The sequence below is a fragment of the Oenococcus kitaharae DSM 17330 genome (genome assembly GCF_000241055.1).
Lineage (GTDB): Bacteria > Bacillota > Bacilli > Lactobacillales > Lactobacillaceae > Oenococcus > Oenococcus kitaharae.
In genome coordinates this window covers 990,739-1,014,809 of record NZ_CM001398.1, presented here as the reverse complement: position 1 = coordinate 1,014,809, position 24,071 = coordinate 990,739, and the positions used below count along the sequence as shown (strand labels likewise).

Annotated in this window: 24 protein-coding genes; 3 read left to right on the top strand and 21 right to left on the bottom strand. The window is 44.1% G+C overall.

Annotation, left to right across the window (positions count from 1 at the left end; translation table 11 throughout):
• The first annotated feature begins 8 nt into the window (after positions 1-8).
• Positions 9-941 carry an N-acetylmuramoyl-L-alanine amidase family protein gene (locus OKIT_RS05025; protein WP_028291668.1) on the top strand — a complete coding sequence of 311 codons (933 nt, stop codon included), beginning with the start codon at positions 9-11 and terminating at the stop codon, positions 939-941.
• 31 nt (positions 942-972) lie between these two features.
• Here OKIT_RS05025 and OKIT_RS05020 read toward each other — a convergent pair whose 3' ends face one another.
• The 13 genes from OKIT_RS05020 to OKIT_RS04960 are packed head-to-tail and all read right to left on the bottom strand — an operon-like array spanning position 973 to position 14,336.
• The gene (locus OKIT_RS05020; protein ID WP_028291667.1) at positions 973-3,219 is read right to left on the bottom strand and encodes a RelA/SpoT family protein; all 2,247 of its coding nucleotides are present in this window, start codon (positions 3,217-3,219) and stop codon (positions 973-975) included.
• Positions 3,219-3,620, bottom strand: a complete 402-nt coding sequence (locus tag OKIT_RS05015; RefSeq protein WP_007745851.1) for a hypothetical protein — start codon at positions 3,618-3,620, stop codon at positions 3,219-3,221. The genes OKIT_RS05020 and OKIT_RS05015 overlap by 1 nt, the downstream gene beginning before the upstream one ends.
• A gap of 3 nt (positions 3,621-3,623) precedes the next feature.
• On the bottom strand, positions 3,624-4,385 hold the full coding sequence (locus tag OKIT_RS05010) for an RsmE family RNA methyltransferase (RefSeq protein WP_007745850.1): 762 nt from the start codon (positions 4,383-4,385) through the stop codon (positions 3,624-3,626).
• A gap of 21 nt (positions 4,386-4,406) precedes the next feature.
• Positions 4,407-5,468, bottom strand: coding sequence for a zinc-binding alcohol dehydrogenase family protein (locus OKIT_RS05005; RefSeq protein ID WP_007745846.1), 1,062 nt, complete (start codon positions 5,466-5,468; stop codon positions 4,407-4,409).
• Positions 5,461-6,159, bottom strand: a complete 699-nt coding sequence (locus tag OKIT_RS05000) for a hypothetical protein (RefSeq protein WP_007745845.1) — start codon at positions 6,157-6,159, stop codon at positions 5,461-5,463. The genes OKIT_RS05005 and OKIT_RS05000 overlap by 8 nt, the downstream gene beginning before the upstream one ends.
• Positions 6,156-8,006, bottom strand: coding sequence for a translation elongation factor 4 (gene lepA, locus OKIT_RS04995; protein ID WP_007745844.1), 1,851 nt, complete (start codon positions 8,004-8,006; stop codon positions 6,156-6,158). Before lepA ends, OKIT_RS05000 begins: the two co-directional genes overlap by 4 nt.
• A gap of 54 nt (positions 8,007-8,060) precedes the next feature.
• Entirely contained in the window at positions 8,061-9,044 is a 984-nt protein-coding gene (locus OKIT_RS04990) for a choloylglycine hydrolase family protein (protein WP_007745840.1), read from the bottom strand.
• A gap of 57 nt (positions 9,045-9,101) precedes the next feature.
• Positions 9,102-10,181 (bottom strand): tRNA preQ1(34) S-adenosylmethionine ribosyltransferase-isomerase QueA, encoded by a 1,080-nt coding sequence (gene queA, locus OKIT_RS04985; protein ID WP_007745838.1) that lies wholly within the window; start codon positions 10,179-10,181, stop codon positions 9,102-9,104.
• Positions 10,174-10,791: a pyroglutamyl-peptidase I gene (locus OKIT_RS04980; RefSeq protein ID WP_007745836.1), complete on the bottom strand. Its 618-nt coding sequence runs from the start codon at positions 10,789-10,791 to the stop codon at positions 10,174-10,176. Before OKIT_RS04980 ends, queA begins: the two co-directional genes overlap by 8 nt.
• Before the next feature lie 17 nt (positions 10,792-10,808).
• Complete coding sequence (gene ruvB, locus OKIT_RS04975; RefSeq protein ID WP_007745834.1) at positions 10,809-11,828, bottom strand: Holliday junction branch migration DNA helicase RuvB; 1,020 nt, start codon at positions 11,826-11,828, stop codon at positions 10,809-10,811.
• Positions 11,825-12,409 carry a Holliday junction branch migration protein RuvA gene (gene ruvA, locus OKIT_RS04970; RefSeq protein ID WP_007745833.1) on the bottom strand — a complete coding sequence of 195 codons (585 nt, stop codon included), beginning with the start codon at positions 12,407-12,409 and terminating at the stop codon, positions 11,825-11,827. The genes ruvB and ruvA overlap by 4 nt, the downstream gene beginning before the upstream one ends.
• Positions 12,410-12,459: 50 nt before the next feature.
• Positions 12,460-13,371, bottom strand: coding sequence for a proline iminopeptidase-family hydrolase (locus tag OKIT_RS04965; RefSeq protein ID WP_007745832.1), 912 nt, complete (start codon positions 13,369-13,371; stop codon positions 12,460-12,462).
• Entirely contained in the window at positions 13,371-14,336 is a 966-nt protein-coding gene (locus tag OKIT_RS04960) for a phosphoglycerate dehydrogenase (protein ID WP_007745831.1), read from the bottom strand. The genes OKIT_RS04965 and OKIT_RS04960 overlap by 1 nt, the downstream gene beginning before the upstream one ends.
• Positions 14,337-14,376: 40 nt before the next feature.
• On the opposite strand from OKIT_RS04960, the gene OKIT_RS04955 reads away from it, so the two are divergent.
• Positions 14,377-15,486, top strand: a complete 1,110-nt coding sequence (locus OKIT_RS04955; RefSeq protein WP_007745830.1) for an aminopeptidase P family protein — start codon at positions 14,377-14,379, stop codon at positions 15,484-15,486.
• Positions 15,487-15,594: 108 nt separating this feature from the next.
• Positions 15,595-16,560, top strand: coding sequence for a LacI family DNA-binding transcriptional regulator (locus tag OKIT_RS04950; protein WP_007745826.1), 966 nt, complete (start codon positions 15,595-15,597; stop codon positions 16,558-16,560).
• Between the two features lie 52 nt (positions 16,561-16,612).
• On the opposite strand, the gene OKIT_RS04945 is transcribed toward OKIT_RS04950, so the two are convergent.
• The 8 genes from OKIT_RS04945 to galU all read right to left on the bottom strand — a co-directional run bounded on the left by OKIT_RS04945 (position 16,613) and on the right by galU (position 24,071).
• Positions 16,613-18,748, bottom strand: a complete 2,136-nt coding sequence (locus OKIT_RS04945; protein ID WP_007745824.1) for an AAA family ATPase — start codon at positions 18,746-18,748, stop codon at positions 16,613-16,615.
• 15 nt (positions 18,749-18,763) lie between these two features.
• Positions 18,764-18,988 (bottom strand): hypothetical protein, encoded by a 225-nt coding sequence (locus tag OKIT_RS04940; protein ID WP_028291664.1) that lies wholly within the window; start codon positions 18,986-18,988, stop codon positions 18,764-18,766.
• Between the two features lie 125 nt (positions 18,989-19,113).
• Positions 19,114-19,716, bottom strand: coding sequence for an ATP-dependent Clp protease proteolytic subunit (locus tag OKIT_RS04935; RefSeq protein ID WP_007745822.1), 603 nt, complete (start codon positions 19,714-19,716; stop codon positions 19,114-19,116).
• 53 nt (positions 19,717-19,769) lie between these two features.
• Positions 19,770-20,717 (bottom strand): DNA-binding protein WhiA, encoded by a 948-nt coding sequence (gene whiA / locus OKIT_RS04930; protein WP_007745820.1) that lies wholly within the window; start codon positions 20,715-20,717, stop codon positions 19,770-19,772.
• On the bottom strand, positions 20,717-21,697 hold the full coding sequence (locus tag OKIT_RS04925; protein ID WP_007745819.1) for a gluconeogenesis factor YvcK family protein: 981 nt from the start codon (positions 21,695-21,697) through the stop codon (positions 20,717-20,719). The genes whiA and OKIT_RS04925 overlap by 1 nt, the downstream gene beginning before the upstream one ends.
• A complete protein-coding gene (locus OKIT_RS04920) occupies positions 21,694-22,125 on the bottom strand; it encodes a RapZ C-terminal domain-containing protein (RefSeq protein WP_007745818.1) in 432 nt (143 codons plus the stop codon). Before OKIT_RS04920 ends, OKIT_RS04925 begins: the two co-directional genes overlap by 4 nt.
• Before the next feature lie 25 nt (positions 22,126-22,150).
• Entirely contained in the window at positions 22,151-23,092 is a 942-nt protein-coding gene (gene trxB / locus OKIT_RS04915; RefSeq protein ID WP_007745817.1) for a thioredoxin-disulfide reductase, read from the bottom strand.
• A gap of 103 nt (positions 23,093-23,195) precedes the next feature.
• Positions 23,196-24,071, bottom strand: a complete 876-nt coding sequence (galU, locus tag OKIT_RS04910) for a UTP--glucose-1-phosphate uridylyltransferase GalU (RefSeq protein WP_007745816.1) — start codon at positions 24,069-24,071, stop codon at positions 23,196-23,198.

The following is a 24,071-nucleotide window of genomic DNA, read 5'->3' as shown; positions in this document are numbered from 1 at the left end:
ATTTGCATGTGCTGAAACAAATTTTAAAAAAACCAGTACCTTTACTTATCTCTGCCGGCTTTGTTTTTGCTTGCGCGCTGCTAATCATGTCCTTGTATGCGACTGATTCGCCAACACTTAAAATTTTTTCTAGCGCCAACACAATCCGCTTACAAGCCGCACGTACGGTTGTAAGAAACGGTCCTGGGCCCATGTATGATCAGCTGGCCATCCTACCTCGTAATCAGCGTCTAACCGTCCTAAATCGGGCACATGGCTGGCTGCAGGTACGAATTGGTGCCAGAGGTGATGAAGGCTGGATTGCTGGTTGGCATTTGGACAACAGTAGTACCAGCGGCACAACTGATCGAATGGCAGAGGCGACCATTGTACTAGATGCCGGGCATGGCGGGTCCGATCCGGGATCTTTGGCTGTCGACGGTACAACAGATCCCAGATATTTTGAGAAAACATATACTTTAAAGACCGTCCGTCAAATTCGAGATGCCCTAGCATCAACAGGTGCTCGTGTTATTTTGACACGCAACAGTGATCGTTTGCTCTGGCCTTTATCCAAGATCACAGATATTTCTAAAAAGTATCATGCTGACGCTTTTATCAGTATTCATTACGATAATTTCCAAGTAGCAAACGCGGCGTCAGGCGTCACCGAATATTATTATCATCGAGATACAAGCAATTCCTATGAATTAGCAAATACTATTAAGGATCATTTTACCAATTTACCAATTGCCAACCGCGGTGCGCAATTTGGCGATTTCTATGTGATTCGAGAAAGTTATCTGCCTTCAGTCCTATTGGAAATGGGTTATTTAAATAATACTAATGATTTCCAGTACATCCAGTCCGACAGTTACCGGCAAACAGTGGCTAATGACCTAAGAAACGCCTTAGAAGATTGGTTTAATAATGTCCAACCGAAATTAAAGAAGACCGAATAAAAAACGACTTCCCCTAAGAGAAATCGTTTTTTTAATGGAATGCGCGAGCTGCTTCATAAACATCATGGACACCAACGATGGCATCAATAATATGCTGCAGCTGGTCAACATTCTTTACACCGACAGTTAAGCTAATTATCACAGCACCATCTTTTTCGTTGCGAGCCGATACAGCGTTCAAATAATGAGTATTAGCATTGACCGAACGAATCACGTCATTGAGAATCCCTGGCCTGTCCGAACCAGTCACAATCAGGTCAGCATCGTAATTGGGCCGGTTGCCATCGGGATTATTCCAATCGATTGCAATAATTCGGTCATTTTGTTCCAGAGTTTTTTTGATATTCGGACAATTTGCACGGTGCACCGTCACGCCTCTGCCGCGCGTGATGTAACCCGTAATTTCATCCCCTGGAATTGGCGTACAACACTTAGACAAGTGAATCAGCAAAGAATCGATGCCGGCAATCGTAATATCCTCTTCAGGCCGGTTCTTTTTTGCAGGAGCACTGCCCTTGCGAATCAAGCCCTTAGCAGCATCTTCCTTGCCGGCCAGTAAAGCTTCTTGAACCTCTTCAGCTTTCTTTTCGGCCAATTTTTTTCGAATATCTTCTGTCAGCCGATTACCAGCTTGCTGCAAAGAAACTTCGCCATAACCGATCATGGCCAATAGATCCTCACCGGAAAAAAGATGCATTTTAGATGCAGCTAGGGTCAAGTTCTCATCAGTCATAGCTTCTTCAACAGGCAATTGCTTGTCTTGAAGATATTTCTCCAACATCTGCCGACCGCCTTCAATATTGCTGGCGCGATCCTGCTGTCTGAAGTAGGCGCGAATCTTGTTGCGAGCACGACGGCTGGCAACCAAACTCAACCAGTCACGTGAGACTTTCGGTGTCTGTGCTGTAATGATTTCAACAATATCGCCTGTATTGATTTCATAATCCAGAGGAACTATTTTGCCATTCACTTTAGCGCCGACCGTATGCAGGCCAACATCAGAGTGAATCGCAAAGGCCATATCAATCGGTTTGGACCCGACCGGCAGCTCAAAAACATCCCCTTTAGGCGTAAAAGCGTAGACACGATCAGAGAATAAATCGCCCTTGACCGAATCAACAAATTGCTCAGCGTTCGTGGTGCCTTCCTGTAATTCCAAAATGCCCTGGATAGCGTTTAAATGCTGCTGATCGGAATCAGCAACCTTGGCGCGTTTGTCGGAACCTTTATTCTCTTTATAGGCCCAGTGCGCGGCAACTCCGAATTCGGCAACGCGGTGCATCTCAAAGGTTCTGATCTGAACCTCCAAGGGGTGGCCGTTTGGCCCAATAATCGTCGTATGCAGAGATTGATAGCCGTTAGGCTTGGGCAGCGCAATATAGTCTTTGAAACGTCCCGGAAGCGGCTTCCACTTGGCATGAATAGCGCCTAAAGCAGCATAACAATCAGCGACCGTACTGACCAGCACGCGGATAGCCAGTAGATCATAGATTTCTGAAAACTGTTTGTGCTTATCGGTCATCTTACGATAAATCGAATAGATGTGTTTAGGACGACCGGTCACTTCGTATGAACCGATTTTTAAGTCTGCAATCGCTTTATCAATTTGTTTGGTTGCAGCAGCGACATCAGCATCCCTTTCCTCACGGCGAGAATGCATCATTTTGGCAATCCGGTGATACTCGTCTGGGTCCAAGTATCGCAGGCTGAGATCCTCCAGCTCCCATTTGATATTAGCAAGGCCCAAGCGATGAGCCAAGGGCGCATAAATATCCAATGTCTCACTGGCGATCCGGTGCTGTTTTTCCAAACGATGAACCTGCAGGGTCCGCATATTATGCAAACGGTCAGCTAGTTTCACAATGATGACACGAACATCTTTGGCCATCGCTAACAACAGTTTGCGGTGGTTTTCAGCCATATTTTCTTCGGTGGATTCATAGTGAATACGGCCTAATTTTGTCACGCCATCCACGATTTGAGCGACATCATCGCCAAAAGCTGCTTGAATTTCTTCATTTGTTTCCGGCGTATCTTCAACGACATCATGCAAAAAGCCAGCAATAATTGTATCTGGATCCATTTTCAAATCAGCTAGGATACCAGCAACCTGAATCGGGTGATAGATATAGTCTTCACCAGTCTTGCGTTTCTGGCCGGCATGCATCTTCTTTGCTAATTCATATGCTGCGTCAATTCGTTTGACCTGATCCGCCGGCAAGTAGCTTTTATACACATCATGAACTTCTTGAAAAGAACGATTCTCAACTTGTGCCATCATTTCACCTCCTTAAATCCGCCATCAACCGGCATATCATTGTGGCTATCACTATCATCTGCATCACTGACAAAAGTAAATAAACTCAGTACCAGGTAAAATGCGGCAAAAAAATAGGCATAATTACGCGAAACCAGCGATCCGCCAAACAAGACGCGCCAAAGCAAATTAATTGTACTGAAAGTGAGTGGGAAAATAAAAATTCCCCAAAATTTTAAACCATAACGACGGAAATAAAAGCCCGAATAAAGAGAAAAGCCGCCGAAAATCAACCCCAACAAAATAACAATCCGTCTAAAACCGTCTAAAAAATTCAGCCTAAAAAACAAGGGCCCAAAAATACTGAGAAGAACAGAAAGGATAAACCAGAATAAATACCGTTTTTTAATCAATTTCGCCATAAGTTAGCTCAATTCTATCAAAAGACTGGCTGCAGAGAGCAAATAAAGTGGCGCGGTTTCCGCCCGCAGAATTCTGGGACCAAGACCAACACAAATAAAACCGGCATTTTGAAGAAGCGCGATTTCGTTTCGGCTAATGCCTCCCTCTGGCCCCAATACCGCCACAAGCTCTGAAATAGCGGGATTTTGGGCGGCTTTTTGCAAGGAGGCGTGCAGGTTACTGGTTTCACCGGATTTAGCGCTTTCTTCCCAGGCAACAAGGCCAATCTGGCTGGCCGAAAGCCGAACTGTCTGAAGATAATCTTTTTGAAAAGAGAGATCCGGCAGCACTAAGCGATGCGACTGTTCGGCAGCATTCTTAATAATTTTTTTCCAGCGAGGCAGCTTGCGATCAATTTTAGAAGCCTGAGCCACACTATAAACAAAGTTCGTCAAGATAATTTGCCCGCATCCAAGTTCAGTCGCTTTTTGTATCAACCAGTCGAGATGATCAGATTTAAGCAGCGGCAGCACTAAAGTTATCTTCTTGGGCATTTCCGGATTCTTAGCAATGGCAGTAATGCTTTGGAATTTTATTCGATCAACCGTTAGATCACTGACCGATGCCAAATAAGCGGCCCCTTGCGCTACTAATTCGACTTGGTCGCCAGCACGAGCACGCAAAACATCCTTAAGATGATGAAAAACATCCGGATTATGTGTTTGTGTAATTGAAGCTTCCCTACTAAACTCGGCGGGATCTTCAAGAAAAAAACGTGCTGTCATGCTTGCTCACTTTCAAAATAATTATTGGAAAGGTGCCGTTAAGACAATCTTTCCTTGTGTTTTTCCTGAATCCAGCGGTGCATAGGCTTGAATCAAGTTGCCAGCACTCAAATGATCAAAAGTCTGATTCAAAGTTGATTTTAAAACACCAGCATCTAACAGCAGCGCTACTTCGTCCAGAGCTTGCCCTTGGCTCAAGGGATCGTGATTGAAATCCGACTTTGCAAACATATATTCCCAACTAAATTGGGCAGCAATATTCTTCAAGGGACCCATATTTAGAGGTGTTTCTGTCCCAACGATTGAAACCAGCCTGCCGTAAGGCTTGATGTGTCCGATTGCTGTCTGCCAATATGGCGCCGGGTTATACAGGAAAACAATGTAATCAAACTTTTGGTCGGCTAAATTCTCATTCAAATCCTGATAATCGTAAATTCGGTCAATCGGGTATTGTTTGAGCCAATTTATCGAAGCTTCCGAATGGGCAGTGACAGACACTTCAATGCCTAAATAGGCTGCCATCTGTACCAAAATCGAGCCTACGCCGCCAGCACCGTTAATCACCAGCATTTTGCTGCCTTGCGCCGACTTGCTTTGAAAATCAAGCCCCAAATGGTCAACCAAAATTTCGTAAGCAGTCAGACTGGTTAACGGCATAGCAGCTGATTGCGTTGCGGTCAGTTTTTGAGCTGGATGGCCTGCCAGACGTTCATCAACAGACTGATATTGTTCATTGCTGCCGTTTCTGGCCGTTGTTCCTGCATAGTAAGCCAGATCGCCAACATGAAAGCGTGTGACGCTTTTACCGACTTGAAGGACTTTTCCAAAAGCATCGTAACCAAGAACGGCAACTTTTTTTGGATTTGTGACAGTACGTAATTTGCCATCCACGGGATTCACAGAAACTGCTTGCACCTGGACAAAAATATCATGCTCGCCAATAGCAGGCAGGCCGATTTCCTTTTTGAAAATAGCACCTTCTTGTGGAATAGGCAATTTAGGATTAAAAGAATAGGCAGTTTGTTTTTCCGAAACAAGATTCTTAGCAGCCTGCCGAACTTGATTTGAAATATGATTATTCATCAGACACCCCACTTGATTGAATTAATTGCAGCGTTTTGCGGTCAATCACAAAGCGCTTTTTTCTCGGATCAAAGACCATTGTAAAACTTGATCGGACAATTGGGGCCTTCCCATTATAAGTGGCAATATAACGCCGCCAGTTGTTTGAGATCAGAATATATTGAAGCAATGCAATTTGCGATTGGCTTAAATTTGACAAACGCGGGCTTCGCTGTGCTTTTGTCAAATCGTTTTCAGAGAGACTAATCAAATGATCTAAAATCCGGCCCAGATCGATTTTCTGGACCTGATAATCAACACGTGCTGTATGTGTATTGTTTAGTAGTATACGGCCGAGACTGACTGGCCTTTTAGAAAATTGCAGACGATACATTTTACCAGCAATATCATGCAGTACCGCTTGCCTCTGGTAGTGAATTTTTTTATAGGTTAAAGATGGGCTTAAAACAAGATTGCGTCCCAAATTAATCTGAATACTATGAATATAGTCAGACTTGTTGACTGGACGACCGGAATAAATGTAGGCCGAATCTAAGCGATTCGTTAAAGCCCCGCGGTAAATAATAGCCGCATCGCGCCTGGCTAATTGACTGTTTGGCTGATTGTAAAGATAGAAAAAAAGTGAAAAAAGGACGACCAAAAAAATCATCCCCGAAGCAAACATGATTAATTTTTTAACATGGCCAATCACGAAAGCCCCTTATTATATTGCTCATCATCTTCGTTTTTCAGAATAGACATGAACGCTGTCTGCGGAATATCGACTTTACCAACTGACTTCATACGCGCTTTGCCTCGACGCTGCTTGTCCAATAATTTAGCACGTCTATCAGGATCTCCTGTATGAATTCTGGCCGTCACATCTTTTCGGTAAGCCTTAATATTGGTCCGCGCGATGATTTTTGATCCAATAGCTGCCTGGATCGGAATCTCAAAATTCTGGCGCGGAATCGTCTCTTTTAGTTTGCTTGTCACCACGCGAGCACGATTCTCGGCAAAATCTTTGTATGCAATAAAGCTCAAGGCATCAATTTTATCGCCATTTAAGAGGATATCAATCCGTTTTAAATCGCTGGCCACAAAGCCATCCAAACTATAATCCAAGCTGGCATAGCCCTTAGTCGATGATTTCAGTTTGTCAAAGAAATCGAAAATAATTTCCGACAAGGGTATTTTATATTCAACATTGACACGCGATTTGTCCAGATAATTCATCGTGATAAAAATACCGCGTTTGGCCTGAGCTAATTCCATGACCGGCCCGACAAATTCCTCGGGTACCATGATTGTCGCATGAACAAAGGGCTCGCGAATTTCTTTAATTTGGCTGGCATCCGGTAATTCAGATGGATTGGAAACATCGACTTCGCTACCGTCACTTTTAAGCACATGGTAAGTGACTGTCGGCGCTGTAATGACAATTTCCAAATCAAATTCGCGTTCCAGACGTTCTTGGACAACATCCATGTGCAGCAGGCCTAGAAAACCAACACGAAAACCAAAGCCTAAAGCTGTTGAAGTTTCCGGTTCATATTCCAAGCTGGCATCATTTAAGCTTAATTTGTCCAGTGCATCGCGCAAATCGTTATAACGAGCGTTGTCACTGGGATAAATACCAGCATAAACCATGGATGTCATCGGCCGGTACCCTTTTAGAGGATGCGCTGCCGGGCGATCTGCCAAGGTAACCGTATCACCAGAACGAGCGCTGTGAATATCTTTAATCGCTGCTGTCAAATAGCCGACATCCCCGGCGATCAATTCCTCTAAAGGACGTGCATCAGGCGAGAAAACCCCTAACTCAGTCACTTCATAATCCGTCTGTGAATTCATCAAACGAATCTTATCACCGACATGTACCTGCCCTTCTTTAACACGAATAGACAAAACAACACCGCGATAAGGGTCATATTTTGAATCAAACACTAGAGCCTGCAGCGGTGCTAATAAATCTCCACTAGGTGCCGGGATTACATGAACAATCTGTTCCAATAAACGGTCTATGCCTAAGCCGCTTTTAGCTGAGACATCGACAGCTTCGCTCGTATCAATACCGATATCATCCTCAATTTCTGCTTTGGTACCGGCCGGATCCGCTGAAGGCAGATCAATCTTATTGATAACCGGCAGAATTTCCAGATTATTATCTAAAGCCAAATAAACATTGGCTAAAGTCTGTGCCTGCACGCCCTGGCTTGCATCCACAACCAATAAAGCACCATCAGCAGCCGCTAGTGCCCGGGAAACTTCATAGGAAAAATCGACATGCCCAGGCGTATCAATCAGATGAAAGATGTAGCGTTGGCCATCTTTGGCATCATAATGTACCTCAACAGCATTCATTTTGATCGTGATGCCGCGCTCGCGTTCCAAGGGCATATCATCAAGAATCTGAGCCTTCATTTGCCGCTCAGCGACCGTATGCGTCATTTCCAAAATGCGGTCAGCAATCGTGGATTTACCATGATCAATATGGGCAACAATACTAAAGTTTCGAATATGTTTTTGACGATCTAATTGTTTTTCAAGAGAACTCATTATCTTAATCTTATCAATCCATTCGGGAAAACAAAAACTCGCAGCCGTCGCAAGCTAATCCAATGATTGTACATGAAAATCACGAATTTGTTTTTCAAAAGATATCGCTTTTGTCTGAGCTGCCAAATGATCATCCAAAACGATTTTGTAAATTTGCTGACTATCGTAGCTTTCATAATAAAGTGTTTTTGATTCAAGTGCGACTGCCGAACGGTAAACTGTGTAAGTCTGCGAACGAGCTGGCATTTTCGGCACAGTCACAGCATTTAAAATATGCCAAGCTGCGACTAGCTGATGCTGTTCGTCTGCAGCTGCCGTCATGCGTTCTTTTAAATAAGCTGCGCGAATGAATCTGGCACTGGGTGTATAACCGCCGGGAAACTGCTTTTTTCCGGAAAAATCACCAGTCGATACGTGCTGCAAATTATATGGCAGCCGACCAGCTGCATATTCCGGAAGCAGTGTCATATAATCAGCTAGTTTAGCAGCCTCTTTTTGAAAATCACCGGCATTCGTCACAACGCCTAGTGGGTTTTCAATCACGCGCATCGGCATGCTTAAGGGCTCGATAATCACAAAACGGCCAGTCGGATCAGCCGCGGCAAAATGAAGATCAGCCTCTCCATACTCACGGACAGCTTCTTGATCATTCATAATTTCCAATGTCGGCAAAGCTGCCAGCAAGGAGGCGACCGAATCAAACTGTGTCATGGCCCACAAAGGAAACTCAAAAGGCGCAATTTGTGTACGATCAGCTTTACGGCTCTGAGCAAAATGATCTTTACCGGCTGAAAAAGTGAGTTTCTGGACTGATAACCCGCGCTCATTGACGCCATCAGAAATATCGGCACGGTCGGCAACTGCATGACCGCTGCCAATTAAGGCATAGCGGGAATTGTAGGTTTTCCCATCAAAAGCAGAGCGCCACTGATAGTTGCGCGATAAAAACGTTGGAAAAGCATATAGGCCTTCCCAATCCATCGTCCGAGAAAACAAATGCTGGCCATTTTCAGCTGTTTGGAAAATCGATGTGCACATGCTTCTATTTTAGAATCGCAGCGAATAAAAAACAGCTTTTCGGCTGTTTAGCAGGATTTATCTGTGAATGAACATCGCATCGCCAAATGAGAAGAAACGATATTTTTCTTTAATCGCGTGGGCATAGGCGTTCAAAATGTTTTCCCGACCTGTAAAGGCAGCGACCAGCATGACTAAGGTCGATTTAGGCAAGTGGAAATTCGTAATAAAGGCATCGACAGTTGTCCATTTAAAACCGGGTTTGATGAAAATATCGGTCCAGCCAGAATCAGCTTTTAATTCCTGTCCATATTGATCGCCATTAAATTTATGGCCAATGGTCTCCAAAGTCCGAATCGTGGTAGTTCCCGTAGCAACAATTTTTCCGCCTTGCTTGCGGACCTGATTGATTTCATCGGCTGCCCGCTGACTCAACTGATAGAATTCCGAGTGCATCTTGTGATGATCGATATCTTCTTCTTCGACTGGACGAAAAGTTCCTAAGCCAACGTGCAAAGTTAGTTCAATCGTCTTAACACCCTTGGCACGGACTTTATCCAGTAGTTCCGGCGTCCAATGAAGGCCGGCAGTTGGTGCAGCGGCAGAACCTTCGACTTTGGAATAGACTGTCTGATAACGTTCCTGGTCAGCTAGTTTTTCTTTAATGTATGGCGGCAAGGGCATCTCGCCTAATTTATCCAGTAATTCCATGAAAATGCCATCATAATGAAATTCAACATAACGTCCGCCGTGCTCGAGTTCGCCTACAACTTCACCAGTCATGACCGTCTGATTTTCGTCACCAAAATCAATTGTCGAACCGATTGGAAATTTTTTGGCTGGCTTGATCAATGTCTCCCAAACATCACCGTGATCCTGACGCAATAACAAGACCTCCACATGCCCTTTCGTATCAGGACGCCAGCCGTGCAAGCGTGCAGGAATCACACGCGAATTATTCATCACCAAAGCATCACCGGGATTTAAATAATCAAGAATGTCATAAAAATGTTTGTCCTCATAAGCACCACTGTCAGCGTTTAAAACCAGCATGCGGGAGCTGTCACGCTGCTTTAAGGGTGTCTGGGCGATTAATTCTTTGGGCAGATCATAATCAAAATCGCTCAAAGTGTAGTGTGGTGTTTTTTCTTCAGTCATGTTTCTCCTCTTTTAAATCCTGAATCATTTCTGTTAAATAAGCCGTGATTGTCTGTGCATCAACTGCTAAGGGCAAACTGGGCTGATCAACGTAACCCATTTCTGGCGTATATGGGATATGAATAAAGGCGCCAACCGCTTTTGGATACTGATGATGCAATATGTTTAACAAAAAATAGCTTGTCGCATTGCAGACATAAGACCCAGCTGACAAAGACATTGCCACAGGCAGATGCTGCTGCTGTAAACGATCGACTAGTTCTTTAACTTCATAATTTTCAAAATAAGCATCCGGACCGAGCGGGTCCAAGGCTCCAATTGGCTGTGCACCGCTATTATCCGGAATCCGAGCATCAACATAATTAATTGCGACTTTTTCCAAAGTGATTTTAGAACGTCCGCCTGCCAGGCCCAAACATAAAACCAAGTCCGGCTGGATTTCGTGAATATCCGCTTCCAGCTGATCTTTTGCCTCAGCAAAAACTGTCGGCAGCATTTTTTTAATAATTTGACTGCCAAAAATCTTGTCCGGCAAGGCTGCTGCAGTCTGCCAGGAAGGATTAACTTTATCCGGGCCGAAAGGATCAAACCCTGTAACCAAAATTTTCATCGTTTGGCTCCCTTTAATTATGCCTGCAGCCCTGTTTGATATGGGATATGCAGATGCTCGTAAGCGGCTTCAGTAGCTTGCCGACCGCGCGGCGTTCTCTGGATAAAACCAATCTGCAATAAATAAGGCTCAATCATTTCTTCGACAGTCTCGGTGTCTTCACCGATATTAGAGGCTAAGGCATTCACACCGGCCGGGCCGCCCTTATACTGCTGAATCAAAGTTTTCAAATACTTGAGATCCGTCTCATCAAGACCGCAGCCATCCACTTGTAATTTATTTAAAGCCGAGTTAACCGTCTGCTGGTCAATTTCAGATTTGCCGGCCACTTGAGCAAAATCCCGCACGCGTTTTAACAAACGATTAACGATACGCGGCGTACCCCGGGAACGCAAAGCCAGTTCAGCTGCACCAGAAGCCGCAATCGAGGTATTGAAAATTTCAGCCGAGCGCCGGGCAATCAGCTGCAAATCGCTGACCGGATAAAAACGCATGTGAGCGACAATCCCAAAGCGGTCACGCAAAGGTGCCGACAGCATGCCGGCTCGCGTCGTAGCACCAATCAAAGTAAAAGGCGGCAAAGGGAAATGGATCGCGTGCGCCGTTTCGCCTTGGCCGACCACGATATCGACGTAAAAATCTTCCATGGCAGAGTAAAGAACTTCTTCGACACTTTTGGGCAGACGATGAATTTCATCGATAAATAAAATATCGCCAGCTTCCAACTCATTAAGCAGTGCCACCAGATCACCGGCCTTTTCAATCGCTGGGCCGGAGGTCGTCTTAATATTGGCACCCATTTCATTAGCAATCACGACAGCTAAAGTTGTCTTGCCTAATCCAGGCGGCCCGAAAAGCAGAACATGATCCAATGCTTCCTTGCGCTGTTTGGCCGCTTTTAAATAGACTGACAGCTGATCTTTGATTTCCTTTTGTCCGATATATTCGCTCAAATACTGGGGACGCAAAGTCAACTCGGCGTCATTATCATCGGCCAATGCTTGTGCATCTAAAATTTTTTTATCATCTTCATTCATTTAGTTAATAGTTTAAGCCCTTTTTGAATATAAGCGTCCGTTGTTAAGTCAGGCAAAGCTGCCAAACTTTTGTTAATCCGATGCACGTCTTTTTCGGAAAATCCTAAAGCGACTAAAGCAGCTAAAGCATCTTCTAGTGCTTGAGACATGGTCGTGGCAACAGCTAAATCTGTTTGATCACTCAGTAAAGCGCCTAATTTACCCTTCAAATCCAGCACAATTTGCTGGGCCGTCTTTTTGCCAATCCCAGGGAACTTAGTCAGATAGTCTGGTTTTCCTTGTTCAACAGCTGCGATCAGGCCATTGCGATCACCACCAGCAATAATCGCCAAAGCCGATTTTGGCCCGATACCCGAGACATTTAATAATTTTTGAAACAAATTGCGGTCATCAGCTGTCGCAAAACCATAAAGACTGATCTCATTTTCTCGAACAATTTGTTCAGTAAAAATCGTCGTTTGGCTCTCTTGCTTGTAGCCGTATGGATTAGGCGTAAAAATTTTAAAGCCGACACCATTAACGTCCAGCCCAATATAATTGGCGCCATGTGTTTTGATCTGGCCGATCAGAAAATCATACATATGAAAATTATAGCGGTAATAAAAAAGACCCGCAGGCGGATCTAAAAAAATTATTGTGCAGCTTCAACACGTTTGAGAAAAGCTGCTAAATTATTATAAAAAGCAACAGGGTGATCGACCGCGTGATGATGGCCGCCATCTTTATTGACAAACAATTCGGCGCCAGGAATCTCTTTAGCCGTGGCTTCCATGGACCAGACCGGCATCGTATCTTTTTCGCCCGTGGTCAGCAGCATTGGGCGTGTGATTTCATGCAGACGTGGACGAATATTCCAATCTTTTAAAATACCAGTGACGACAAATTCATTGTTTCCTTGGAAATGATTGTAAACGTCTGTCGCCAGCAAATCCGGCCCAGCATCAGGATCGTAACTATCGGTTCTCTCAATATTCTCATGGTAGAGTTTATTGACATCTTTGTGATAGCGTGGATCCGTGAAATCGTTTTTCGCTTCAATCGATTTCATATAATCAACTTCATCTTGGCCCAATAAATCCAAACGTTCCTGATTAATCGAAGTCACATAATCTTTAATATTATCGGTCATTGAATAGACGATCGATCCTTTTAAATGCTCCGGATGGGCCAACGTATATTCATAGGTGAGCACGCCACCCCAGGAATGGCCCAGCAGATAAAAGTGATCCAGGCCCATCAAAGAGCGCACTTCTTCTAATTCGTCCAAATAATACTCGTAATTCAAATATTTATCAACGTTTTCCTGCTTGCTCCAATCAGGCGATTCAGACCAAAAAGAACCCAGCTGATCATAAGTGAAGACTTGAACATCCATACCAACGTATTTTTGGAAATTTTCGGCCCATGGCCAAAATTCTTTTGAAGTGCCGCCGGGGCCGCCATGTAAAGCTAAGAGTTTGATCGGCGCATCGGGATTGCCAAAAGATGCTGACCAGATATCATAACCGTTTTTTAAATGGAGAATTTTTGTTTCGTGTTTCATTAATAGCCCTCTTTCAAATTAACTTGATTAATGGCTAGTTTTCCAGTCTTCAAATAACTTGTCAAATTTTTACCAAAAATTTTGTAAGCATCCCGGCGATAGTGTTCCAACAAAGCCGATGAATGCGGCGTCACAATCACATTTTCGCGATCCCAAAGAGGCGAATCCAATTCAAGCGGTTCCTTTTCAAACACATCCAAAGCTGCTCCGGAAATTAAGCCAGCATCTAAAGCTTTGACCAAATCAGCTTGTACGACACTGGGGCCGCGGCCAACATTAATGAACACCGGTGCCGCCGTTAACGTTTTAAAGAAGTCCGCGTTAAAATATCCCCGCGTCTGATCGGTCAAGGGCATGTCGTTGATGACATAATCTGCATCTCTAACCGCATCTAGCTGATCATGCGTAATAACCTGATCAAAATTCGCCAAAGGCTGGCCGTGACGATTAACACCGATAACCCTCACATCAAAAGGCTTCAACAGTTTGGCCACAGCCGAACCAATTGCACCAGTTCCAAAAATAGCTATTTTTTTCTGCTGCAATTGTCTAATTCCCGATAGATTCAAATCCCAAACATGTTTGGCCTGATTAGAAAGGGCCTGCTTGATGCCGCGATTCAGTATCAAGATATAAGCCAAGACATTTTCAGAAATTGCCTCAGAATGCAGGCCGCTCATATTAGAGACAATCACACCGCGTTTTGCCAACTCAGTTAAAGGCAGAAAATCAATACCTGCAGAAATTGTCTGCAGCCATTTCAGTGATTTGCCGTTCGGCACCACTTTTTTAAACCAAGGGCTGAATCCCTGGCCCTTAGCAAACTGTCCATAAACAATATCGATCTGGTCAATCAGGTCATCGCGCATCTCATCAACATTAATAAGTTCCAAATCAGGAAAATCCCGACGAATTTGAGCCGCATTCTCTTCCTTGATTTTTTCCAATAGCAATAATTTTGTCATACCTACATTCTACAAAAGTTGTTTGCACTATACTCGAATTATGACAAAATTCAATGAAACACGGCTGAACAAATTGCGCCAATCCATCGTTGACAACAAGCTTGATTTCGCCTATATTTCCGACTTTAAAACAATTCAATATCTGACGACTTTCGGCTCCAATCCCTATGAAAGAATTTTGGCCATGATTGTGTTTGCCGACCATGACCCCTTCATTTTTGCACCGGCTTTGGAAATCGAGGTCGTTAAATCCAGCGGCTGGCCATATGATTTATATGGTTATCAGGATAACGAAGATGGCCTGCAGATGATTTACGACCATATCAAAGAACGTGTTGCTAATCCCAAAAGAATTGCCACAGAGCAAGGGAATCTTACCTTAGCACGCTTCAGCCGCCTGCATGACAATTTCCCAGAGGCTGATTACAGTTTTGACCTGACACCTATCGTCGAACATCAGCGCCTGATCAAGGATGCTGACGAGATTGCCAAACTGGATCAAGCTGGGAAAGACGCTGATCTAGCGTTTGCAGCTGGTTTTAAAGCCTTAAAAGCCGGCAAGACGGAACTGCAGATTGCTGCCGAACTGGAATTTGCAACAAAGAACCGCAACGTGACAGAAATGTCCTTTGGCACCTTGGTTCAAACAGCTGAACACGCCGCCGATCCGCATGGCGAGACTTCCGACCTGCCATTAAAGGACAATGCGTTAGTTCTGTTTGATCTAGGAACAGTCTATAAAGGGTATATTTCTGATGCCAGCCGGACTGTCGCTTTAGGCCAGCCAACTGACCACATGCGCGAAGTTCATGAAGTTGTCTTGCAAGCTCAACTAGCCGCACAGGCAGCCGTTAAACCTGGCGTGACCGCTGTTTCAATTGATAAAATCGCGCGCGACATCATCACTAAAGCTGGTTTCGGCCAATACTTTATCCATCGCCTCGGTCATGGCATGGGCATGTCCGAACATGAATATCCATCAATCATGGCCGGAAATGATTTGATCTTGGAACCAGGTATGTGCTTTAGCATTGAACCAGGTGTCTACATTCCAGGAGATTTGGGTGTCCGCATTGAAGATTGTATTCACGTGACAGCCGACGGATGCCTGCCCTTTACCCACATGGATAAAAAACTGCAGCTGTTCTAATCCGGCACACAGGCTTCACAGCCTGTTTTTTTAACCCAAAAAAGGTAAACGCTGTCAAACGTTAACAAGGATTGCAAAAATTGTTAAAATATAACAAGAGGAGATTTTATGGTTGCCAAGTTGCAGGATGTTGCTAAGAAGGCTGGCGTGACGATCACGACAGTATCTCGTGTGTTAAATGATTTTCCGCATGTTTCCAAAAAGACCCACGATAAAGTCTATGCAGCTATTCGTGAATTAAATTATCATCCTAACGCTTTGGCTCGTTCACTGCAGGGGAAGTCTTCCAAATTTATCGGTTTGATTTTTCCGAAAATTGCCAATCCCTTTTTCTCTGAGCTATTAAATGAACTAGAGACCAAGCTTTCGTCCAAGGGCTATAAGATTATCATCGCCAGTTCGGCCAATAATATCGAAGCTGAACGCCGTTATTTGGGAATGCTGGCTGCTAATATGGTCGAAGGTATTATCACCAGTTCGCACAATTTGGGCATTGAGGAATATGATGAAGTTAATATGCCGATTGTTTCCTTTGACCGCTTTCTCTCTAACAAAATTCCGATTGTCTCTTCAGATAATTTACAAGGCGGCAGACTGGCAGCAGGCTATCTCATTAAGCAAGGTGCCAAGCATATTGCCATTATTGCCGATAATGATAATTCGCAGTCGCCAACCTCTCTACGCGCTGCTGGTGCCTTAAAAGTCCTGCAGGATCATGATGTTCAAAGCGAGACTATCCCGATGTCAGATAAACTTTACAGTGAAGATGAAAAAGTCGAAACTTTAACAAAAATATTAGCTGAGCAAAAATTTGACGGCTTTTTTGCAAATAACGACACAACTGCCCTCCTGATCAAAAAAATACTTAAAGAGAACCATTTGCCAGACCTGCCTGTGGTGGGATATGACGGTACAACTTTCATTCGCCGTTATATCACCGGGATTGCCACAATCGTGCAGCCAATTCCGCAAATCGCTGATAATTTGATTGAGCTGCTGTTTAAAAGAATCGCAAAACCAGCTGAGCATTTCGATAATCCAGAAGTTTTGCCTGTGACTTTATTTGCAAATTAAAAAATACGCTGCTTGTTTTTTCAACAAACAACGTATTTTTATATCCAGATGATTACTTAGCTGTAATTTTGATGCTGCCATCTACCAGATCAGCTTTCAAATGTTTCACATCCAGGTGATCCAGATAAAAATCAGTGACCTTATCGCGAATCTGCTGCTCAATCACACGGCGCAGCGGACGCGCACCCATCGCTTCATCATAGCCTTGTTCCATCAGATAATTCTTAGCTGCAGATGTCACTTCGAGCGTCAAATCTTTTTTAGCAAGCGTCTGATCAACTTCTGTTAACATCAAATTAACAATCTGTTTCAAATCCGTCTTGCTCAAATGACTAAATTCGACAATCGCGTTAAAACGATTCAGGAATTCCGGGCGGAAATATGGTGCCAAACGATCCATAATCGCTTCTTTTTTGGTTGCTTCAATCAGCTTCTCATTGCCAAATCCGGCATTAGAAGTTGCGATCACGACCGTATTCTTAAAGTTGACAACATTCCCCTGTCCGTCTGTCAAACGACCATCATCCAATACCTGCAATAATAACGTCAGCACTTGCGGATTGGCTTTCTCAATCTCATCAAGCAGCACAATCGAATAAGGATTACGGCGCACCTTTTCCGTTAAGGTATTCTGGTTGTCATCATAACCAATATAACCAGCCGTTGTACCAACCAATTTAGAAACAGCTGTCGGATCAGAGTATTCAGACATGTCCAAACGAATAATCGCCTCTTTAGAACCAAACATGTCCAAAGCCAGCTGCTTTGCCAGTTCCGTTTTGCCAACGCCAGTCGGGCCGACGAATAGGAAACTGCCGATCGGCCGATTGCCTTCATCAAATCCAGCCCGATTCCGCCGAACAGCGCGTGCCACAGCTTCGACAGCTTCGTCCTGACCGATAACTTTGCCTTTCAAGCGCCCAGCAATGCCTTTTAAACGTTCGATATCACTGGCACCCATTTTGGCAACAGGAATACCAGTCAAACGTTCAACGGACTGGGCAATATCGTTTGCCGTCACAACAACTTCAGTCTGTTTGCTCTGTTCGCTGGCCGTTTTTAATTGTTCTTCTATTTTTTCGACCTGTTTCTTAGCCTTGGCAGCCTGCTGATAATCCTCTTTAGCAACAGCCTGTTGTTGATCACTTTGAGCCCGTTTCAAATCATTTTCCAGGCTGACTTTATCACTGACCGGGTGCTGTGCCGATAAGTGTGCAGCTGTCATGTCAACCAAATCAATGGCTTTGTCCGGCAGCGAACGCTGTGGGATATACTGAATTGAATAATCCACAGCTGCCTTTAAGGCTGCATCAGGAAACTTAACGTGATGATGCTGCTCGTAAAGGGAACGGACACCTTTCAAAATTGCCAGCGTATCTTCCGGACTTGGTGCATTAACGGTGACTTCATTAAAACGACGTGCTAAAGCCGCATTTTTCATAATCGTATTGCGATACTCGTCTTGTGTCGTTGCACCGATCACAGAAATTTCACCTCGGCTTAAAGCCGGTTTGAGCATATCGGCCATGCCCTTGGATCCGGATTCGTCACCCGTATTGCCGGCACCGAGAATTTGATGAATCTCATCAAAGAACAAGATCACATTTCCGGCTTGTTTGACTTCTTGAATCATTTTTTGAATATTTTCTTCAAAACTGCCGCGATACTGCGTGCCGGCCTCTAAAGATGAAATATCAATCGAGTAAATCTGCTTGCCCTTGATTGCAGCGGGCACGTGACCAGCCACAATCGCTTGTGCCAATCCTTCGACAACAGCCGTCTTACCAACACCGGCATCTCCCACAAGAATGGGATTATTTTTCGTCCGCCGGCTTAATATTTCAGCCGTTTCCTGAATTTCTTTATTTCTCCCGATGACGGGATCCAATTTTCCTTGACGTGCTTCTTCAGTCAGGTTCCGGCCTAACTTGGCCAAAATTCCTGTTTTCTTAATCTGTTCAGGCCGCTGTGCAACAGCTGTCTGGCCATCTGCCATTTCCTGGAATTGTCCTTCCAGAGGCTGGCCGCCTTTTTGACGATAAGCGGCAAACTCTTCCGGACTCACTTGCTGACCATTGATCAGATAGTGTGATTCAGAATTTAAACCGTTCATCCGCCCCATTAAATTATTGAATATATCATCCATCGAATTAAAGGGGTCATTATCAAAATAATTACGATCTGCCATTATTTTTTCCTCCAATTAATCTTGTAAATAGTGTGTTTCCAACTCTCTTAATACTTCCCACATACTGGACTGAGTTGCCTGTGCTAATGCATCGAGGTCCCTCAGGTTAAGACTGGTAGCCTCTGTTTGCGGTTTATTAAAAGACTTGTGAATTGTGGTATAACCATATCCGCCCGCCTTAGCGACCTGATAAATTGTTAAGTCGTGGTCAACGAGGTAGGCCTTGATATCGATCTCCATAAGAACCTCCTTTCGTTATCTAATATATCACATATGTGAAACAATGACAAGTGTGAGATACCACAAATGTGAACCAATCTGCTAAATAGACCACAAAAAAAGAGCTTTTCCAGCTCTCTTCACTCTTACTTTTTCTTATCAGCTTTTTCTTTGTTGATCAAAATCTTATCAATCAGGCCATACTTCAGTGTCTCATCAGAGTCCATCCAATGGTCACGTTCCGTATCCTGCTCGATCTTGGCCAATTTTTGACCAGAATTGTCAGCTAAGATTTGGTTCAAACGCTTACGGGTCTTTAACAGTTGGTCAGCAATAATCGACATATCTGTCTGTTGCGTTCCAGCACCGGCACCACCCATCGGCTGATGAATCAAGTATTCGGCATTTGGCAGCATAAAGCGCTTTGTCTTCGTACCAGACGACGCAATAATTGTTGCCATAGAAGCAGCCATCCCCATCACGATTGTCTGGACATCAGAACGAATAAAGTTCATCGTATCGACAATCGCCATACCGGCTGTCACAGATCCACCAGGTGAATTAATATACATATATATATCTTTATTTGGATCTTGTGCATCCAAAAAAAGCAGCTGCGCAACGATACTAGTTGCCATTTGGTCTTCGACTTCGCCCTGAACCAAAATAATTCGGTCCTTGAGAAGCCGGCTCGGCAAATCGTAACTTTCGCGTCCGTTAGCAGTTTGTTCAATAACTCCAGGCCACATATCATGCCTCCTTAAATTTAATAAAGTAAGTATAGTTCATTGGTCAAGAAAGGTCAAACTTTTTCCTGCTCAATTTCCGATGCTAATTGCATCAATTTACGCATACGATGATTGATACCTGATTTAGTTAATTCTTGGCCTGCTACCATGTCAGCCATATCACTGAGACTGGCCTCCGGGTTATTCAGCCGTAATAAAGCAACCTCTTTTAATTTGTCCGGCAGCGAATCAAAATAATTTTTTTCGCGTAAAAGCAGCAGCGCGTCATATTGCTTTTGAGCGGCCTCGGCCATGCGGCTGACGTTGGCATTATCAGCATTAGCCAAACGGTTGGCCGAATTGCGCATGTCTGACATAATTCGGGCATCCTCGAACTGCAGCATCGAGGCAGTTGCTTGAATAATCGACAAAAAATCAGAGATACGTTCACCGGTTTTCAGATAAACAATCAGCCTATCGCGACGCTGAGCAATCTTGGCACCTAAGTTGAAAAGAGGGTCATTCATAATTGACAAAATCTGCTCGATTAAATCCTCATCGGCTGAAGCAATTTCCAAGTGATAATTTTTGGAATGCGGCGCATTAACTGATCCAGTAGATAAAAAAGCCGCTCGTAAAAAAGCTTGTTTTTTTGCCTGTGTATCCAGAAAAGTCCGCGGCACAAGACGCGAAACAGAAAAGGGATCTAGCTTTAAATCGGCCAAAATTGTATCAGCATCCGTCATAATGATCACACCATAACTATGGCGGCCAGCCTGTTTGAAAGACCGTCCCTGCTCAATATTGGTCTGGATATCGGCCTGATAGCATTGTGCGAGCAATTGGTAGGTTCGTCTGGCACTCGCCGGATTCTGTGTCTGAATTTCCAGCGTATTGTGCCGGCTGCCGCCAAGATGATAAATCCCGTTTAAGCGCAAAACCGCCGATAGTTCGGATTTGGCGGTATCCAAACTAATCGGCAGAATTGAAAGTTCTTTTTTTACAGCTTGCGTAAAGGTCATCAGACTTTGCCATCAAGGATTTGCAGCAGTTTCTCAGCAATTTTCTGACCATCATGAAAGGCACCCTGATCGCGTAACTCCAAAAAATCTCCGGTAATCGGCGTGACGCCAAGCTTTTTATCCTCGGCCAGATCCACTTTGACTTGTGTCGAAATCTCATCCCACTTTTGAAAGTCGATATAATCTTCCGGCACAATTGCTGTATTTGTCAAAACATAATCAATAATCCCATCCGTCACATTGTGATAGATAGCTTTGATATGGCTGGCATCCGTATAATGGTCTGTCTCGCCTTTTTGCGTCATAATATTGGCAATATAGACCTTTTTGGCCGGACTAGCCTTAACTGCTTTGCCGACAGATGGAATCACAAGGTTGGGCAGAATCGATGTATATAGAGAGCCTGGACCGAACACAATTATATCCGCATGGTCAATTGCCAAAAGTACTTCAGAAGTCGGTGTCGGCTGCTCGCCTTTTTCCGTCGTGATTGATAGACGCTCAATCACTTTGTGAGCAACTGTAATCTCATGTTCGCCGCTGCCCTGTGTACCGTCTGTAAACGCAGCGTGCAGCACTAAGGGATCTGTGGCCACAGGATAGACCTTACCGGAAATCATCATGAAACGCCCTAATTTCTGCACGGCACCGAAAATATCACCAGACATTTCGGTCATGGCCGCAATAATTAAATTTCCTAGAGCATGATTTTTAAAAAACTCATCAGAAGATTCAAAACGATATTGGAAAATCTTCAAAAAATCATCCGGCAATAATGACAAAGAAACCAGCGCATTGCGAATATCTCCAGGCGGTACAATATTCATAAAGTTTCGTATCACACCTGACGAACCGCCATCGTCAGCCACGGTCACAACGGCAGTCACTTCGACATTGCAATCGCGCAGAGGACGTAAAATAACCGGTAATCCGGAGCCTCCGCCAATCACGACGACATTTCTTTTTTTGCCAGCACTCATGCTTTGGTCTCCTCTTTTAGCCGCGCGATCTCGCGTTTTTGAGATTTTGCTAAATCCCGATGACAAATGGCTGCGTCATATCCTTCAGCAGCTAAATCTTGACCTAATCTTTGGGCAAAAGCAACTGAACGATGTTGGCCACCGGTACAGCCAAAGGCAATCGTTACTTCATCAGCGACATGGCCACCAGCTGTCTCTTTGGCCTGAGCTAATTTTAAAGCCAGGCCGACCATCTGCTTGAGCTGCTGATAAAAATCCTCAGAGCCGGCAGCTGACATGACAAAATCAAAAACAGCCTGATCCAAACCGCTCAAAGTACGCATGCCAGGCTGCCAATATGGGTTTTTTAGGAAACGCAAGTCAAAAACAAAAGACGCTTTTGGCATATTTTCGTATTTATAGCCAAACGAAATAACCTTAATTTTCATGCTAAGTCAAATTATATCATCAGCTTCAAGCCTTAACCTGCGAATCGGTCAAAGTTTGAATGTAATCAAACAGCAGTTTGCCAGCAACCGCGCCATCACCAACTGCCGAAGCAATTTGACGAATGGAAGGCTTGCGGACATCGCCAACAGCAAAAACACCGTTCACTTTCGTCTGCATATTCTCGTCAGTCAGCACCCAGCCCTTATCATCCAGAATACCCAATTTCTCTAAGCCTTGCGTATTAGGCGTAATCCCGACATAAATGAAGACACCATCGCTTTTAATAATCGATTCTTCCTGCTTGTCCTTATCAAACACGCGAATACCAGTGACTTTTTCCCCATCGCCCAGGATTTCTTTGGTCTCCTTATTCCAAGAAAAATCGATATTTGCTTTATCAAACGCCCGTTTTTGAGCAATTTTAGAGGCACGAAGCGTATCACGGCGATGAACAATTGTCACCTGTTTAGCCAAATTAGCTAAGTAAGTCGCTTCTTCAATCGCTGAATCACCACCGCCAATAACCGTTACTTGTTCACCCTTAAAGAAGGCACCATCACAAACAGCACAGTAGGAAACCCCGCGGCCGGCATACTCCTCTTCGCCGGGCACTGATAAATGACGATGTGTAGCGCCACTGGCAACGACAACAACCTTGGTTTCATACTGTTCGTCGTCAGTCACAACCAATTTGCTGGCACCATGGTCAATCACATTCTCGACTTCGCCAAAAACATATTCAGCACCAAAACGCGTCGAACTGGCATACATTTTTTCCGCCAATTCATTACCCAAAATAGAATCAAAACCAGGGTAATTTTCAACTTCGGCCGTATCATTCATTTGTCCGCCGTAGATGCCCTTATCGATCATGAGAACCGATAAATTAGCTCGGCTGGCGTATGTAGCTGCTGCCATGCCTGCTGGGCCTGCACCAATAATGATCACATCATATTTCTGTGCCATAAAATCTCCTGCTTACTATTTGTTAGTTTATCACAGAGCTGTCATTTGCTCAAATATATAAAAAATCGTCCTAACGGACGATCAATGACAGATATGGCAAACTTTACAGAGTCTTTGCAAGCTCTTTGATATACTTGCGAAGCTCGTCACCAGTATCCGGATGAACTAATCCAAACTCAATATTTGTTTCCAAGAAACCGATTTTAGAACCGATATCATACCTTTTACCTGTAAATTGATGAGCGTAAACATGCTCTTTGTGATTCAAAGACTCAATCGCATCGGTTAACTGAATTTCGTTGCCTTTACCTGGCATCGTGTTTTCCAGTTCTTCAAAGATTGTCGGCGTAAACAAGTAACGTCCAATAATCGCCAAATCAGAAGGTGCATCTTGCGGACGCGGTTTCTCAACAAAGTTTTTCACCTCAAACAAACCCGGTTTAACTTCTTTAGCAGGATCAATCACACCGTACTTGGAAGTCTCTTCGTGAGGTACCTGCATCACGGCTAGCGTCGATTGTTCAGTTTCGTTATAGCGGTCGATCAGCTGACGAGTCAAAGGCACTTCATCCGTCATCAAATCATCACCCAGCATCACAACAAATGGTTCATCATCAATAAATGATTTGGCCTTTAAGACAGCATCCCCAAGGCCACGCGGATGCGATTGACGAATAAAGTAAATATTCAAATCAGTTGTGTCCTGGACCAGTTTGAGTAGTTTATCCTTGCCTTTTGCAGAAAGATTATCTTCAAGTTCAGCATTGGAATCAAAATGGTCTTCGATAGACCGTTTTGATTTACCATCGACAATCAAAATATCTTCAATACCAGATTTGATTGCTTCTTCAACAATGAACTGAATTGTCGGTGTATCGACAATTGGCAGCATCTCCTTGGCCAAGGCTTTTGTAGCCGGCAAAAAACGCGTTCCCAAACCAGCTGCTGGAATCACGGCCTTTTTAACTTTTTTAAGCAT